The sequence below is a fragment of the Saccharicrinis fermentans DSM 9555 = JCM 21142 genome, from assembly GCF_000517085.1.
In the GTDB taxonomy this organism is placed as follows: Bacteria; Bacteroidota; Bacteroidia; order Bacteroidales; family Marinilabiliaceae; genus Saccharicrinis; species Saccharicrinis fermentans.
The window spans coordinates 4165467-4183575 of the sequence record NZ_KI912107.1 but is presented as its reverse complement, the minus strand read 5'-3'; the positions used below and the strand labels follow the sequence as shown (position 1 = coordinate 4183575).

At 35.8% G+C, this 18109-nt stretch carries 10 protein-coding genes; 5 read left to right on the top strand and 5 right to left on the bottom strand.

Going from position 1 to position 18109, the window contains the following annotated elements:
• Window positions 1-429: 429 nt before the first annotated feature.
• Window positions 430-1527, bottom strand: coding sequence for a hypothetical protein (locus tag CYTFE_RS0117035; RefSeq protein WP_027472790.1), 1098 nt, complete (start codon window positions 1525-1527; stop codon window positions 430-432).
• Complete coding sequence (locus CYTFE_RS0117030; RefSeq protein WP_027472789.1) at window positions 1527-3296, bottom strand: FAD-dependent oxidoreductase; 1770 nt, start codon at window positions 3294-3296, stop codon at window positions 1527-1529. Before CYTFE_RS0117030 ends, CYTFE_RS0117035 begins: the two co-directional genes overlap by 1 nt.
• Before the next feature lie 361 nt (window positions 3297-3657).
• Here CYTFE_RS0117030 and CYTFE_RS0117025 point away from each other — a divergent pair, with 361 nt between their 5' ends.
• The 3 genes from CYTFE_RS0117025 (at window position 3658) to CYTFE_RS0117015 (ending at window position 9829) form a co-directional block, all read left to right on the top strand.
• Window positions 3658-4896 (top strand): hypothetical protein, encoded by a 1239-nt coding sequence (locus CYTFE_RS0117025; protein ID WP_154665688.1) that lies wholly within the window; start codon window positions 3658-3660, stop codon window positions 4894-4896.
• 267 nt (window positions 4897-5163) lie between these two features.
• Entirely contained in the window at window positions 5164-8361 is a 3198-nt protein-coding gene (locus CYTFE_RS0117020) for a toxin-antitoxin system YwqK family antitoxin (RefSeq protein ID WP_027472787.1), read from the top strand.
• A gap of 28 nt (window positions 8362-8389) precedes the next feature.
• Window positions 8390-9829, top strand: a complete 1440-nt coding sequence (locus tag CYTFE_RS0117015) for a toxin-antitoxin system YwqK family antitoxin (RefSeq protein ID WP_027472786.1) — start codon at window positions 8390-8392, stop codon at window positions 9827-9829.
• 50 nt (window positions 9830-9879) lie between these two features.
• Here CYTFE_RS0117015 and CYTFE_RS0117010 read toward each other — a convergent pair whose 3' ends face one another.
• Together CYTFE_RS0117010 and CYTFE_RS0117005 are read right to left on the bottom strand one after the other, a co-directional pair.
• Entirely contained in the window at window positions 9880-10131 is a 252-nt protein-coding gene (locus CYTFE_RS0117010; protein WP_027472785.1) for a hypothetical protein, read from the bottom strand.
• 69 nt (window positions 10132-10200) lie between these two features.
• On the bottom strand, window positions 10201-10392 hold the full coding sequence (locus CYTFE_RS0117005; protein ID WP_027472784.1) for a cold-shock protein: 192 nt from the start codon (window positions 10390-10392) through the stop codon (window positions 10201-10203).
• A gap of 456 nt (window positions 10393-10848) precedes the next feature.
• On the opposite strand from CYTFE_RS0117005, the gene CYTFE_RS0117000 reads away from it, so the two are divergent.
• Window positions 10849-11670, top strand: coding sequence for an MBL fold metallo-hydrolase (locus tag CYTFE_RS0117000; RefSeq protein ID WP_052343255.1), 822 nt, complete (start codon window positions 10849-10851; stop codon window positions 11668-11670).
• A 3-nt stretch (window positions 11671-11673) separates the two neighbouring features.
• On the opposite strand, the gene CYTFE_RS26980 is transcribed toward CYTFE_RS0117000, so the two are convergent.
• Window positions 11674-14472, bottom strand: coding sequence for a hybrid sensor histidine kinase/response regulator transcription factor (locus CYTFE_RS26980; RefSeq protein WP_044212543.1), 2799 nt, complete (start codon window positions 14470-14472; stop codon window positions 11674-11676).
• A gap of 425 nt (window positions 14473-14897) precedes the next feature.
• On the opposite strand from CYTFE_RS26980, the gene CYTFE_RS0116990 reads away from it, so the two are divergent.
• Window positions 14898-18095, top strand: a complete 3198-nt coding sequence (locus tag CYTFE_RS0116990) for a SusC/RagA family TonB-linked outer membrane protein (RefSeq protein ID WP_211238188.1) — start codon at window positions 14898-14900, stop codon at window positions 18093-18095.
• The last annotated feature ends 14 nt before the right edge of the window (window positions 18096-18109 follow it).

Genomic DNA, 18109 nt, shown 5'->3' with positions numbered 1-18109 from the left:
ATATAGTGCCGTATGAATAATTCTGAATTGCTAAAAAAATATCTTATTTAATTTATCTCATGTTACACATTGTTGACTTAATAAGGAGTGGGATTACAAAAATATTATTAGTTCTTTTACCAGGCTATACCTTATAACAGATGGGGAAGGCTATATATTTATGGGGGAACACAAAATAAAGCTGCGTAAAGGTTATTTGTATCTGATTCCAAGCTTTGTTCATTGTACCTACTTGTGTGAGGACTATATGGAAGAGTATTACGCAACTTCTACTATTCATCTGCCTAATGATTTTAGAAATAATTCTTTTCGCTAAATGATAACGTTCAGCACCACCAACCTTGAACATCGAAATCTTATCGGAATATTTTGATACCCCGTCTTTACGAAGTTTATGACGATAAGTGAATGGTTCTGCTGCTTTAGGTTTTACTTGAAAAAGTCCTCTATTAAAAAGCGATAGGTAAATTCAGTATTCTTATTTGCTTTTTTTAAGTTAGACATGCAAGTTTTAGTGATTAGTTCAGGGTGAGAATCTAAATATCGAAAATAGAGTTTCAGTTGATTCCTGGTCATATGATCTAGGTATTTCGATAGTATTTCTACAGCATCTGAGTTTGCTGATTTTAATTGGTCGATTAATAGAGTCCTCGTATTGATATCCACTTGGAGAAATTCATTGTAAAAATGAGCTGTTGTTTCTTGTTCGGATAAAGCATCCCTGGGTATTTTTTTTAGAATGTAAGCTTGGGTTAAGCCATTGGTTGTTTTAAATATGTTTATAATTTGCTTGGAGTGTTCACTAAATTCCACTTGATCTAATCGTTTTAAAGCATACATCTGGTAATCGGCATAGGGCGCATATAAAAAATATGACATAAGTTGATCTGAATTTATGTATTCCAGGTGTTTTTTTATTTTTTCTTTGACTTCTCCGTGAATGATGTGCCATATTGTATAGCATGAATACAAGGCTCCTTTAACGATTGATTTTTCTATTTCTTTTTTTGTGGCTCCGGAAATGGCATCAATTTCATTAGAGTCTGTAGCAGAAGATGGAGCTGTTGTTTCATCTAATAAATCAGACATTTTTCGTCTTTTGAGAATAGAATTATCATCCAATAGTAATTGATGAAGTTTTGCATAGTCTTCCGTATTGAAATGGTTGTGTTGCCACTTTGTTAGTGGCAACTTGGGATCTATGTCATAGCCTACGTAATTACCGAGTAAATTCCAGTATACTTTGATATGAGTAAGTTTGCACATTCCATCTGCGCACACTGAAGTTTTTATGTCCGCAAAATACAGTAGGGGTTCCCCTTCTTTATTGGATAGTAAACGCACCTTGTATTTTGTCTCTGTTGTATCTATGGTTTTGACTGTAAATACAAAAGCTAACTCATCTTTACGAATATTTTCAAACGCGCGGTCCATGGTAAAAAACAGCGGGTTATAAGCAGGATCTTTTTGATTTTGAAACCCGCTGATAGCGCTGATAGTAAATAATATGGCTATGTATTTATGCACTATTGCTGTTTTTCAATTAGCTCAAGGTACTCCTGGAGATATTTTGTATATACCTCTCTGGGAGTTGCATGGTGTTTTTTACATATCGAGGCAGCAAGTCCCACGGCAGCACCCATTTGCCCGGTTGTAAGCATAACTCTCGGCCCTCCTAAGCCAATGTGGGAACAACTAAAATTTCGGCCGGCCAGAAATAGGTTTTTTATATTTCTTGAATACAGACATCTATAGGGGATATAATACTTTTCGGTTTTGTAAAAAAGGGCTTCTGACAAAAAATCAGGATTTTTGCTGTCTTTTAAAATTCTTTGGTAATGAACGTCCACTGCTCTTTTTTCTTCTACGACCGCATCTTCAAATTTTGTATGGTTTTTCACATCATTAAAGGTATATATATAATCGCCCATTAACCGTCTGGATTCTCTCTTTCCTACTAAATAAGAAACCCATTGTAATTTATAGTTCTTATTTTTTTCCATTTTTTTTGCATTGGCAAAGGATCCATAAATAGCTCGTAACATATGATCTCTAATTTCTTCAGCATCATGAATTTGATGAAGGTCATTTCTTGAAAATTCCCAATACCATTCTCCGGCAATGGCATGATGATCTTTAGCGATATCGGCCGCCCATGGTAATGAAGGAAATAAATGTTCTTCGTTTGTCTTTTCGTTTTGCCAGAGAACGGATGCTCCCATTACTAAATTATCACCTTCTTCGGGGCTCCATAATTCACCTTCTTTTTCCCATTCTTCTCCGTAGGTTTTTGAACTTTCCCTGCCGTATGAAAAATCTGCTCCTGCCCAAAAACCAATCCATCCATCTCCCGTAGAATCGAGAAAGTGGGGTGCTTTAAAACGTATACGTTCTCCGGTGGCAGTATGCCTGGCATCCACATGTGTAATATGGTCGTTTTCTGACCGAGCATCGTAGGCCCTCCAATTTAAAAAGAGGTCTATGTTTTTAAAACGCTTCATGTTTTTATCTCGTTTCTCTTGGTCGTATTTTGCTTTAAACGATCCGTTTGGATAGTGTTTGGTGTCAATCATTTTTAATATTCGTTCATATTTGCCGTAAATGCCTAAGCTATGCACACGAACTTCTTCACTGGCATTACCTCCTAAAACGGGTCTATCATGAATTAAAGCCACCTTTAGTCCTTGTTCTGCAGCCGAAATTGCAGCAGCACACCCGGCAAGCCCACCTCCTGTTATGACTAAATCGTAATTCTTTTGTTGTTCTGGAATAGTACTTTCTCCTAATTTCGTTTTTCTCCACGAAGTCAGATTTGTCTCTGCCTCCAGTGGCATCTTTTTAGATTGACTGAAATAAATAGCATCGCATCTGCCATTAAATCCAGTAAGGTCTGATAATTGAATTTCAACGTTGGTTGATTTTATGGTGACTTTACCTGCATATTCCCATGTCCATCCAGCGGTAATGCCTAGTGTTCTTTTTAATGTTATGCCATTAACTGTCATTTTAAATTGTCCAGGGGCCTCCCAATTTCCCGGAGCCCAATTCTTGGTTCTGGCCCAGACATGATATTTCCCTTTTTCCTTAAAATTTACATGGGTAATGGCATTTGCAACTGGAACACCCATGCCATGAGCCATTAGATAGGGTGAGCCCATTTGTTCTACAAATTGGGGGTCAATAACCCATCCTCCCTTATCATTAAAACTTTCGGCTTCAATGAATACATCTTGTGCTATACCTGTCATGTATAGTGATTGGATACAAATAATAAGAATAAATGATAGTGTTTTCATATGTTTATAATTTGTTTCTTAATGGTCATATGGAACTCACCGTGATAATCATTCACCTGTGTGAGAGATCACTCTCATGACTCGTTTCACATGTCTAAATTTATCTTTCATAGGCCATATGGAACTCGCCGACATTAATCATTGCCCTATGTGCGAATCTGTTCTTATGGCTCGTTTCATATTGAATATTGTATTTTTTCTGAACCTTGGTGCTGTTGTTGAATACTCTTTTCTGCTGTTAATATCTTTCCAAACTTATTAAAATGTGCGCAAAAATTGCCATCTTCGCTTGTTCAGAGTGAAACAGAACAATGGACAACTTAGTGTTCTGATTGAAAGAAGCTTAAAAATTATGGTTTTGGTGACTAGACAATATAAGAGACGTCTTAACTACATAAAAAATGGAGTTATTAACAAGTTTGGGAAGGGTAAACCTAGCCACTGGAGAAATGTTGATTTTAAAGATTTAAGTTTTGAAATTAAGTTAGCCAGTAATATTTTAATCAGTGCCAGCACTTTAAAAAGAATATTTGGAAAGAACAAGACGCCTGACACCTATTATCCCCAGGAATCTACGTTAGAAGCGATGGGAAAGTATGCCGATGTTCATGCTGATGATGAAAAGACGATTTTTCTTTTCTTAAAAAATACCTATTTCTTATTGCTTGCGGTATTTGTTTTGATCGTAGGGATTTTATGGTTTTACGGAATATTTGCCTCTTCTTCTGAGAAATTGATACCTGTAAAGTTGGAATTGCAAAAAGTGGATGGGGCTAATCCGGCAACGGCTATCTTTCATTATGAAATTCCAGATACAGAAGACTCTCTTTTTATTTCCTTTGGCGATGGATATCCATTAAAGCATCTTGTGGCGGAAAAGAAATTGATTTCTCATTATTATAAATATCCCGGGATTTTTAATATAACCATATGTACCAGGAAACAGGTATTATCTGATACTCTTAAGCTTTTTATCGGAACTGATGACTGGCAAACATTGGCCCACTATTATCAGCAAAACCACAATGAAAGGTATTTTCCCATACCATTGGAATATGCAACAAATGCTGAAGAATTTCATCCTACACGAAAGATTTTAGCAAATATTGGTATGGATACGACTCGAATCATTGTGTTACGTTTGGATAACTTTAGGCAAACAGGAAAAAATGGAGATGCTTTTCAGTTAAAAACACGACTAAAAAATATAAGCTATTGGCCGGCTGTTCGTTGTTATTCTGCTTACATCCATGTTGTTGGAAGAAATGGATCCATTAAAATTAAACTGGCTAACGAGGGATGTAGTCAATACGGAAATGTTACTTTAAGTGAGAAAACAATACAAGGGATTTATGCCGACTTAAGTAACTTTTCGTTGGATATCAAGAACTGGAACGAAATTGAAATTATCAATAATAATAAGCAAGTTGATATTAAGATCAACTCCACTACCATTTTCCATGAAGCGTATAATACTTCTATTGGTGAGCTGATGGGGGTAACATTAAAGTTTCATGGGAGCGGTTATGTGGATTATTTTATATTACAAGATAAGGGTTATTCGCCCATCTTTGAAAAGCAGTTTTGCAATAAAAATTAATTTTTCAGACAGGATAAGTTATTTGTTAAATCCAATGTATGGAAGATCTATTTTGAATTTCAAATTGCTTTTAATTCATGGGGTAATTATAACCATTGGTTGAATAATCTGAATATTTGGTCATTCTTTCTCATAAAGACCTAAACATTTTTCGTATTACAAAGTTTAGTACGGTAATCGTTATTGTTTTATATCAATATGTTGTATAAACTGGCATAACTTTTTATTCACGATGCTACTTCTTTGGGTAGTTAATCACATTACTATATGCGAAAAATATTATTGGTTAGTTTTTTTGTTGTGTTTTGTCTAGAGGTGCAAGGTCAAAGCAAATATTTGGAAGATTTTTATACAATTTATAATGGGAAAGGCGATGCGAATGGTGGAGAGTATAGCTATAAGGCAGATGTTAGCTTTCGTGCGGATGCGCCTGGTTTGGGTGATATTAGAATGCAATGTAGTATTTCATCCTATCAAATTGAAGGCCTCGTTTATAAGGGTAAATTGCACAGTTATGGTCGAGGTGTAGAAGGAATGCCTATAGTTATCACTAATGGACAATTTGACGTTGCAGCTACAGCAAAATTTAATAATACAACCATTAGTGGAGATTTGGGTGTGTATATTTCGTTTACAATAAGTGGTGTAAGAAAAGGGGCGATGGATTATTATTACTTATCGAAAGAAGAAGTCAAGGAAATTACAAATACTTTAGGTCTTAAAACATCTTCAGATTTAAATAATTTGAGGATAACTATAACGCATTGCGAATTAAAAAAAACATATTTTGAAGAACTTTCAGAGTTTATAAACCAAATAAAAGAGGAAGAAAAAATGGCAGAGACTTCCACTTCTTCCAGTAAAACATCAACATCTTCTAGTGTCAGTAAGAATCAAAATAATAAAGAGAATGAAATTCGTGAGGATGTAACAAATGAAGATGATAATGGTGGGCATGATAATGACGAAAGTGATGATGATGAAAGAGATTATGAGGCAGAAAAGGCCATGCATGATGCTTTAAAGAAAACAAACTATTACAATTATGTCTATTCTGGGATAGATCAAGATGCGGCCTACCGAATGGTGCAAGACGATATAAACAGAGAACTGCATTATAAAGAAATGGAATCCTCTTTAAATGCTCTGGGTTCCTCTGTGTATTCTCTCTTTGAAAATAGAGCTAACCGTAAAGAGGCCGAAAGGGCAAGTGAACGGGTCAGGAAAAAAGCGTATAAGGATGAGCTAAACGCTAAGATTGCTAGGATTTCTAAAGCCAACTCCAAGTTTCGTACTGATTTAATGCAGGAAATAGATGCTAACTATCCCTTATCTTCCAATGTGGAACAAATGAAAATGCGTATTCGGGCGATTATTTATGGCTACGATAACTATATTTATCCTCGTAATTTTAGAGGTAGATACGATCCACACCTTGATCAAATTGCTTCTATGGTTGAGGGTAGGCCTGTTACAGGCAGTAGGGAAGATGTGCGTGGATATGCGCAGTTAAAAATAAATAAAGTATGGTTTAAGGGAGAGGTTTTAAATATCGATGTGTCGGAAGAGATGGTGGAAACCGAGGCTGATGTTACCTATGCACCCCATAAATATATGGTTCGTTCTCTTATTGCGTATAATGTTGTCACTAATACATCAGACATTAAGCGACGTATCATTTGGGCCAATGAAACAGCGCTTCCACAAAGTGGTTGGCTAAACAACTCGGATTTTAACGATCATTTACAAAGAATTAATGATCCGAAGTATATTATTCCAGATAAAATTAAATTTTCTAAAACCGATATGGAAGGTTTAGCCTTTGCGTACGACGCAAAAGCATCTATTCCTCCTTTAGAAAAAGCAATGCAGTTGAATTGGCGAAGGAAACAGTTGGCCAAGCCTGATTTTATTAATCACTATGCGGAAACACTTAAAAATGACTTAGATTATTTTAAGGGAAGTAAATACGAGCCAATACCTTATGTGTTTTTTAATGATGAATTAAAATCTTCAAACCCCAATGAAATCAGAGTCTTGTATCTTTTGAAAGATAATAAATACCTTATCTTTTCATTTCCTGAAAAAGAAAAGTTAGATATTTTAGTGGAACCTACGCTTTGGACTACAAGGCGAGAAGACCACGATAAATCAGTAGAATACTATTCGTTTGGAACACAAAAATTCAGGCCTAGCAAGGAAAATGCTGATGTTTATATTGGAGGAGAATCAGGCGAAGATTTATTAATTCCCAATAATAGTAGTAATAGTAAAAAAATAGCCCTTTATACCAATTATAGGGATGGGCTTTTATTGAAACAAATAGGGTATCGACAAGAAAGTGATCGAAGCAACTGGAGTCCCAAAATAGAAATTGGTACCTACAGTTTACACTATGACAAGGATATTAGTATAGATCCAGAACTACAAAATAAATTAAATGAATTTGGAGCCAAAGCATCTTCTAGCTCTTACCATTTGGGTTTAAAAATACTATTTCATTCTGAAAGAAGCGGATATTTGAACCCTATTAAGCTTAACGATTATACCTATGCTCAGCAGAAAATTAACAGAGGTGGGTTTGCCGATTTATACTATTATAAGTTGAATAATAGTAGTAGTAATAGTAATGCACTTAATCTTTACGAAAGTTATAGAATCTATGGTGAGGTACCATTTAGTAATTTAAAACAGTACAAAGAACTTAGTCATCTATATAGCAGTTATTACTCGTTTGAGCTAATGAATACTTACTATTTAAGCCTTAAAAAATTTGAGGTGGGAAGAGAAAAGTTCCAGGAGGTTTCTAATAAAGGTACAATAAACACTCTTTTAGGTATTATGAAGGAACTAAGCCAGTTTGATTATGCTTTGACAAGCATTGAAAATGAAGGCAGGATAAAATATTATCATGAAGATGGTTCTGTTAAGGCATTAGGACTGTTAGTTAACAATAAAAAATATGGAGAGTGGGAAGAATATCATGATAATGGAACGGTAAAAACGCGCATCAATTATAGGAGAAATGAGTTGCACGGTAAATATGATGAGTACGACGATAAAGGGAGATTAAAAATATCAAAGAATTATTATTATGGCGGAATTGAGGGGGAGTATTTCAGTTATGTATACTACAATGATGAATTCCATAAGAAGTTTAGCCATAATGTTGATGGAATTAAGCATGGAACAACAACAACCTATCGTAACCATGTTCGCTTTGCCACTCAGGATTATAATGAAGGATTGCCTGAAGAGTATATAACATTTTATTATCCCAACGGTAATATTAAATCCAGAGGAGAATACATAAATAGTAAGTTTCAAGGTCATGTTCAATTATATCGCGAGGATGGTACGCTAAAAGAGGAAGGAGAATGCATAAATAATAACAAGGTAGGTCAATGGAAAGTGTTTGACCATCAGGGTAAGTACTTAAAAATTAGAAATTACGATAACAACTAATTACAGAATTAATAAACCTCATATTCTTATGAAAACAACAATATTTTTATTTTCAATATTAGTGTATTTAGCAAATACAGTCTGTACTCAGGCACAAAATGTACCTTTTTGTGATAGTCCTGATTATTCTTATAAAAGAGTCAGTGGGGAAAAAGATGCATTAGGTAATAAAACAGGGGTATGGAAAGCTTATAGAGCGGATGGTAGTTTAGTTAAAAGTGCAAATTTTGCGAATGATAAGATAGATGGTACATCTACCCTTTATTGGGAAGATGGCACAGTCTATTCAACAGGAGATTACATAAATGGCAAACCTACTGGTGTTCATAGAACTTACTATAAGTCTGGAAACATATATGAATCAGTAAGCTATCAAAATGGTGTAAAACATGGTCTAAAAGAAATTTATTTTAATAATGGTAATTTGTTTCAAATGGAGAGTTTCAGTAATGGTATGCTTCATGGAGCTAGTAAAATATTTAGAAACTCACAATTAGATGAAGTTATTCATTATTATGAAGATGTTAAGCATGGAGAGTATATAGAGTATGATGATGGTAAAATTCAAATTACAGGACAATATGAAATGGGTGTGCCTGTGGGACAATGGAAAACCTATTTTACAGATGAAGAAGAATTGCACAATGTAGTAGAAAGAGAAATCATGTTTGTTAATGGGAAGCCTCAAAATCCGGTAAAAATTTATGAATTAAGTGATGATTATTTTGAATACTCCGAAGGGTATTCGGATAAAGTAGATAAAAAGCCAAAACAGAAATACTATTGGTTGGGTAATGTTGATGTTTCAGATTTAAATGAGCAGTATATTTCATCTAGACTTGATGAAAGGGGTGAGTGGAAATTGTATGATATGTCTGGAAATATGATTGCAAAAACCTTATATAATAATGAAGGACAAGAACTAGAGGAGTTTGTGTATTACTGGAATGGAAAGCTTGCGGAGAAAAATGTTTATGTGATTGATGTGTCAAAGGAATATAAAGAGTTTTACATTAATGGAGATCTTAAAAGGCACGCTAAGTATGATTATAATTTTGGGGGTAATATTAAGGACAATATTTCCGTTTCATATTATCCTGATGGAAAACTAAGACACGAAACAAAAGCGTTCAAACAAACATTTTACTTTAATGATGGATCTATCGAGATGGAAAAGTTTAGCAAAGTTAAATATGAATTCAGGCTCCCGATTAAAACAATCGAATATTATCCTAACGGGGAAATTAAAAGTCTATTTACAAATAACTATTTGGAAGATAGAAAGTTGGAAGAGTATGTAAGCAAAGCGTTTTATGAAAGTGGTAAATTAAAAGAAATGAGTGTACACCTTTATAATGATGATAGATCCTTTGATGAAGATGTAGATACATATTATGATGAAAATGAAAAGCTAATAAGGCTTGTGAAAGAAGTAAATGGCAAGCTTGTTAAGGATGAAAAATACTAACTAGTTTGTTGAAAATATAACTTGGGCAATCTCGCTGGGCGTTACCCTCCCTAGATGCCTCTGGATTTTGGCCATCTCGAATAAATGGCATGGTATTTCCCATCCTTTCCTTTCAGTATGTTTGTACCCCAAACGTTATAGTCGTCTTCAGAAATAATATTTTCTTTATGGAATTTTTCAGGAAGTCGATTTGCAAAAGAAAGATCACTAGGGGGATTACAGCCAGGTAAACAAAATAAGCTGATTGTGAAATGGAAAGTGTTGCTTCCGTATGGACGCAAAAAAGCCGGAATGAAAATCATCCCGGCTTAATTTAATTCTTTAAGCAGTAAATACTACTCTAATTTCCTCATTAAAGTGGTATAAATATATTATAATACTCTAACGTTCACTGCGTTCATACCTTTACGGCCTTCTTTAAGTTCGAATTCAACGGCATCGTCTTCACGAATTTCGTCGATTAAACCTGATACGTGTACGAAATACTCTTGGTTTGTTTCGTCCTCTTTGATGAATCCAAATCCTTTAGATTCATTGAAAAATTTTACTGTTCCTTTATTCATTACTATAATTAAAAAAAATATATTCATCAAAGGTAACGTAAAATATGACAATCCCAACAATTGTATCTATTTATTTTGTAATATTTTAAATTGTGATTCAAAATATAAGCCTAATTTCTGCTCCTGAAATTTGCTGGATGATCTCGCATGGCAGTGTGGTACTAGGTTTTAAATAAAATACCATAGCAAGGATGGCTTAGTATGGTTCAATGATTTAATTTTAGATTATTTTTAGTTATCCATCTTTGATGGCTTTATGTGCGAAAAATTGAATTCCATTTACGCTTGGTATTTTTATGTTATTCTATATTATTCTGAGATATTAGGAATATATTTACAGCACAATTCTTCATTTGAAATTGCTACACTTGGTTGATCTTAGTAATGGGCGAAAGATTCATAAACGAGTCTCTTGTTTAAAGAGCAGTGGTGTAATGCGTTTTTTTAATATACTATATGATGGAAATAACTATTCTGATGGACAATGAGAAAAACGATTTAGTATATCGTAGTGAACATGGTCTTTCTATGTTAATAGAATGGAATGGGACAACTGTTCTTTTTGATACTGGTAAAAGTGATGCATTTATGCAAAATGCCAAGTTGTTGGGTAAGGATCTTACCAAGGTAGACTATGTGGTTTTAAGTCATGGACATTATGATCATACTGGAGGTTTAGAGGCTTTTTTAATTTTCAATAAAAAAGCCAAAATTATCCTTAAGAAGGAGGCATTGGACGAACGTTGGAGTGTTTCGCAGGGGTATAATCGTAAGATTGGTTTTCCCCTTCGTAAGAGGTTTGAACAACTCAATGAACGCTACATGTTTGTGGATGAGACACAGGAGATTGTTCCCGGATTAATCGTCTTTACCGATATTGCCAAGCAGGCTGGACATACCTTTACTGATTCCTATTTATTTGTACAGCAAAATCATACCTTGGTGCCTGATACCTTTAAGGACGAATTGTTTATGGCTGCTGTGCATAATGATAAGCTGACCGTTTTTACTGGCTGTGCTCATAATGGAGTAGAAAATATGATTCGTACCGCCATTGAGTATACTGGAATTAAAAAAGTGGAGTTTGTTGTGGGAGGTACTCATTTAAATAGAGCTTCAGAGCAACAGGTAAAACGGACCATCATGGAACTCGGGAAATTTGATATTGAAAAGGCGGCGTTTAATCACTGTTCAGGCTTACAAAATATTCCACGCATGGCAGCTAGTCTGAGGGGAGATATTGAATATGGCTATGCCGGCACACGTTATGTATATTAATGTTTATCTTGGTTTTGTTTCCATGCTTATGGATCTCATAGAGCCTCTTTGTTCTATGAATTGCGAAGGAGTCATGCCATACTCTTCTTTGAATTTTTTGGTAAAATAAGCGGCTGAGGAAAAACCTACCTCAAAGGCTACTGCGTTTATATTGGAATGTTGTTTAAGTAATAAGTCTTTGCTTTTTCTTAACCGGTATTTATTGATGAATTCCGAGGGCGTGTAATCTGTTAATGCTTTTACCTTACGGTAGAGGTGGATTCTTGAGAGTCCTAGTTGTCGACCACATTCTTCAACACTGAAATTTGCGTCGCTGTACTTAGATTCAACCATCAGAATTAGGTTTGATAAAAACTTTTTGTCCAAGGGGTTTTGATTAGATTGTTTGATCATCTCAGGGTTCAGCATATTATTTTTGTGGTATTCCCGAAGAATGGCTCTGGATTCAATAAGTTTTCGGATTCGAACTAATAAGTAAGTTGTCGTAAAAGGTTTTTCTATATAGGCATCGGCACCTGTTTCTATTCCTTCAATCTTTTGGTCTTGTGTACTCTTAGCAGTGAGCATGATTAAAGGAAGGTGACAGGTTTCGAGATTGGATCTAATTTTTTTAGTCATTTCAATACCGTTTAACTCAGGCATCATTAAATCAGTGACAATAATGTCAGGATGTTCTTCTTGCAGCATTTCCAGTGCTATCTTTCCATTCTCTGCGCTTTTAACAAAAAAGTATTCATCTAGTAGGTTCGTTAGGTATTCCCTTAGCTCAATATCGTCTTCCACAATTAGTACGGTGTTTTCTTTATGGCTATTATTAGTGAGTAGAGGCTTTTCTTTATTATGATATAAGTTGTTTGTTTCGGGTGTTGTCTTTATTTCCTGTTGAATTTGGATTATTTGTTTGGTACTAAAATGTTCTTTCCCTTTGGGGATAGAAATGGTAAATATACTGCCTTGTGAATCGCTTTTGCTTAATGCCAGTGCACCATGGTGTAATTTCATAAAACCTTTTGATAGCGATAATCCGATGCCAGTACCCATAGATCGGTGTTCACTTTGTTGATAAAATGGCTCAAATATATTACCGCTTTCTTTATGGGATATTCCAGGGCCGCTATCTGATATTTCTATTAATACATATTTATCGTGGTTGGTTTTTATGCGAATAACAATGACTCCGTCTTTAGGGGTAAACTTAAAAGCATTTGATAGTAGGTTAAAAAGGACTTTATCTATTTTGTCCACATCAATCCAAACATCGTATCTTGTTTCTTCTTTTTCTAAGTGAAAATCAATGTTTTTTTGCTGGGCAAGGGGCATAAATGATTGATAGATGTGCTTGCATTCATCTATTATATTAACCTTGCTGATGCTTAAGTCTGCCTTGCCTAATTCTACCTTTCTAAAATCCATTAACTGGTTTACCATACGCAGCAAGCGATCAGTATTACGCTGTATCAGATTTAAACTGCTATTTACAGACGATGGTAGGTTTAGTTTGTGAGCTTGTGTCATCATTGTCCTTACCGGTGCTTGTATCAGCGATAGGGGTGTGCGTATTTCGTGACTGATATTGGTGAAAAAAGTGAGTTTAGCTTGGGTAGCATCTTCTACTTTTTTGCTCATCTCGAGTATCTGTTCGTTTTTCTTTTCTAATTCTTTCTTTTGACGCTCAATAGCTGCATTTTTTATGGCTAATTCATGATTCTTTTTATTGATTCTAACAAAGTAGAAGGCCAACCATAATGCAGCTACCACTAATAAAAACAAACTAATGAGTGTTACATGGAGTAAGGTTCGTTGGTCATTGTATTCTTGGTTTTGGGCTTCAATTTTTCCAATTTGCTTGTTGATGGTAGACTGTTGGTTTAATACTTGTTTTTGTTGTAGTTGTATTACTTTTACGTTGCTTTCGTCAACAACGGATGTTTCTAGTTCGTTGATTCTTATATATGGTTTATGATGAAGTATTTGGATGGCTAAATCTATGGCCAGGTTACCTCCGGTAGGATATATAAATGAGGCCTGAAGTTCTCCTTCGTAGACTTTCTTAATACCGAGTGAAGGAAGGGCGTCTACGCCCACGAAAAATAGATGAGATAGCTGTTCTTTGGGTGCGAACTTGCGTGCGCCTAAGGCCATTACATCATTATGAGCAAAAACAATGTCGAATGAATCTTCCTTAAACTTCGTCATAGCTATCGCTCCTGCTATTTCAGGTAACCATTGACCTTCTTCACTGGCTTTCATTTGTAGGTGAGGATGACGTTCTAGACCTTTCAAAAATCCTTGGTGGCGATCGCATCCTGGACTGGATTTGTCAAGACCCCTGATTTCGAGGATGCTCTTGCGCTGGTTCGAAAATAAGTTGCCCAAATATTCGGCTACGTTTTTTCCTATCTCGTAATTGTTGGCACCTATGTAAGCTGTGTAATTATCAGAATTTATCTTTCTGTCAATAATTATTGTGGGTATACCTCTGTTATATGCTTCTTCTGCAATCTTAGTGATGGGCTCGGATTCATTGGGCGATATGATTAATAGATCTACGCCCATATTTATTAACTGTTGAATTTGAATATTTTGTTTCTTGTTAATCCCGTCAGCATTTAATATCGTTAGCTTAATATCCGAATATAACGAAGCCTCTACACGCATCTCCTGATTCATTGTTTGACGCCATAAATCCTTATCTGTACATTGAGAGAATCCTATGTGAAAAGTTGCCTTTTGCCTCTTCCTGCAGGATGATAAGGTGAGTAATGATACGCTAAGAAATATATAAATGATAATTGTCCGCATATTGGATATGTTTGGATGTCCAAAATAATGAAAATCGGGGAAGAAATTTGAATATAGCAAAGTAAATTGTATTAAATCCTTGACTGACTAATTGACTGGGTTTAAATAGTAAGCAAAGAAACCTTCTAGGGAGAATAGGAAGTTCTAATATTCGTATCATTCTTTTCTTTTAATTTTTGTTGATGCTGTTAAAAAATGTCATAAGATCTCAGTTTTTTTACCTATCACTTATGTTACCTCTCGGTAACGTCAGTGATAGATGCGCTCTGTAAAATCAGGGTATGTAACCTGATTGATATACCTTGTAACTTCTGTGATATCGCATAGATGTTCACTACCTTAAGTTTGTGTTAAAGATTATTAAAAAGTGGTGATTGAATATCTTGATCGCCCATTACTAGGTAAGTATTCTAAATCTATTTATTATGAAAAAAAACAGTGTCTTTAGCAAAAATTGTAGAAAGCTGATTTTAGCATTCATGATGCTAATGTTAATTCCTCAGATAATTTTTGGGCAGGAATTAATAAATGTTACGGGTACCGTCGTCGATCAAACCGGAAACCCTTTGCCAGGGGTGACTGTCGTTGTTACAGGTAGTACCACCGGGACGATTACCGATATAGAAGGAAATTTTTTACTAAAAGCTCCGGTTGGATCAACGGTGACATTCTCTTTTATTGGTATGAATAGTCAGGTGATAGATGTAAGTGCTAATATGACTGCATTAAATATTACATTGAGAGATCAGACATTAGACCTCGAACAAGTAGTAGTGACCGGTTATTCTTCCATGCGTAAGGCCGACTTGACAGGTGCTGTGGAGGTAGTCAAAATGAAATCCATTGAAAATGTAAGTCTAAGCTCTGGTAATCCGATGCAGGCTTTGCAGGGTAGAGTGCCTGGACTTTACATTGAAAAGTCTGGTTCGCCATCAGGTACCAATAGCCGTATCCTTATACGAGGGGTAAATACCTTAGGGGATAACAACCCCTTATATATTATTGATGGCGTTCCAACTAAACGACCAGAAGTTTTTCAAGGTATCAGTCCCGGCTCTATTGTCTCAGTTCAGGTATTGAAGGACGCATCTGCATCATCGATCTATGGATCCCGTGCCTCTAACGGTGTTGTGATTGTGACAACTAAAAACGGATCGGATAATGAGGGGAGGGTAAAAGTGCAGTTTAATTCCAATGTGTCTATTCAAAGTGAAAAACGTCAACGTTTTGATATGTTAAATGCTGAAGACAGAGGGCGCGCTTTGTGGCAAGCGTCTGTTAACGATGGTGTTGATCCAGTCAGTGGATATGGTGAGATTTATAATTTCGATTGGAATGGAGATTATAATAACCCTGTTTTAAATAGTGTTTCTGTTCAGCCCTATGTGGGTGGAGATACCAATGTTCCGGTAGGGGATACAGACTGGCAGGATGTAATGTACGAGCCAGGGTATGTGATCAACAATGACCTTACCATCTCAGGCGGAGATAAGAAGTCCTCTGTTCTTTTGAATCTTGGTTATATCAAAAATACAGGTATCTTGAAATATACCGATTATGACCGTATTACATCACGTTTAAACGCGCATACAAGTATGTTTGATGAGAAGGTTAAGGTGGGTATCAATACTACTTTTGTGACTTCCAATGAAACTTTAGAAACGCCTGACTTAGGTTCTGCACCAACTCCCGGTCTGGCGGTTACCTTGGCGCCAACTATCCCGGTGTATACTAATACAGGGGAATTTGCAGGCCCCTTGGGTTCTGGTTATTCTGACCGTAACAACCCACTACATATGCAGTATATTAATAGATGGGATAATACCAAACGTTCTTATTTGTTTGGAAATATATTTGCTGAATTAGAGTTGGCGAAGGATCTGAAATTTAAAACAAATGTAGGTCTTGATTTCTCAATGATTAAAGATAAAGATATTGAACCGGCATTTACAGAAGGTTTTATTGCTCGTGCGGTTAATAATATGACCCAGATGCAAAGTGATTTTACCAGCGTTACATGGTCTAATACGCTGAATTATAAACTGGATGTGAATTATCATAGCTTTAAGTTTCTGTTGGGCGTTGAATCGGTAAAAGATGATTTTAATGCGATAACAGCTTATAAAGAAGGATTTTCAGTGCAGACGGAAGATTATTTTGTGTTGGATGCAGGTACTACAAATGGAAATAGTTTTGGAAATGCCACCACTAGTACCTTATTCTCTCAGTTTGGTAAAATTGATTATACTTTCTTTGATAAATACCTGGCTTCTTTTACGCTCCGTCGTGATGGATCATCTAAGTTTGGAGAGGATAATAGGTATGGTTATTTTCCAGCAGCAACCTTCGGCTGGAGAATTACTGAGGAGCGATTTATGGAAGACATAGATGTGGTTTCTAACTTGAAAGTGAGAGCCGGCTGGGGGAAAGTAGGTAACCAGGATATTGGAGATTTTGCCAGTCTGGGACTGTTTGAGCCTCGTTACGGATCTACAGCTTTTCAAGTGTCTGGTATTGGGCATGATGATTTCTTTGACCGATACTGGAATATCGGTTCTGCCTATGATCTTGCTGGTTCTAATTCAGGAAATTTATCTTCTGGTTTTGTTTCTGTGCAAGCCGCCAATGCCGGTGTAAAATGGGAAACCACAGAGGAGCTTAACCTTGGACTCGATTTTGGATTGTGGGATAGTAAAATTGTGGGGTCCTTTGATTATTTTACCCGTACTACAAGCGATATTTTAATTCAGCCTCCGGTGGCTTCCGCCGTTGGTGAAGGGCAGATGCAATGGCTCAATGGTGCAACAAAAGAAAATAAAGGATGGGAATTGGCTTTGAGCTATTATAAGGCTAAAGAAAATGATCTTTCTTATACAGTAACGCTCAGTGGTAGCCAGTTTAAAGATAAAATTACTGAGCTTCCTGAAGAGGTGAGAACAGCCTACCCTGGAAATGCTGAGAAATCTATTGTCGGTCATTCTCAATTGTCAATCTTTGGGTATAGAACCGATGGTATCTTCAAAACTCAGCAGGAGGTAGATGAGCATGCAGACCAGCCAGGGAAAGGGATTGGGCGTATTCGTTATAAAGATTTAAATGGAGATAATAAAATTGATGCGCTTGATCAGGATTTCTTGGGGACTACCTTGCCAAAATTAGAGTATAGCTTAAAAATAGATGTGGAATATAAAAACTTCGATTGCTCAATCTTTGGTTCTGGTGTTGCCGGTAAAACAGGCTATGATCCTTATGTCTATTTTAATGATTTCGTTAGAGGAAGAGATAACGTTGGGCCGGGCGTCTTTGATGCATGGACACCACAAAATATGGACTCCTCAATTCCCGCATTGAGTTTGTCAGATAATAATAATGAAACCAGAGTCTCTGATTATTACAATATTAATGCTTCATACTTCAAGTTAAGAAATGTACAACTGGGTTATACTTTTAATAAATCGTTTACAGATAAGATTAAACTTGAAAAACTGAGAGTCTACTGTATGGCCGATAACCTTTTTTGGATTAGTTCAAAAGAATTCAAAGGTCCTGATCCGGAAAGATTAGATGTTAATACCATTCCAATTCCAAGTTCAATATCGTTTGGCGTAAATGTTACATTATAAAATTATTAAAGCTA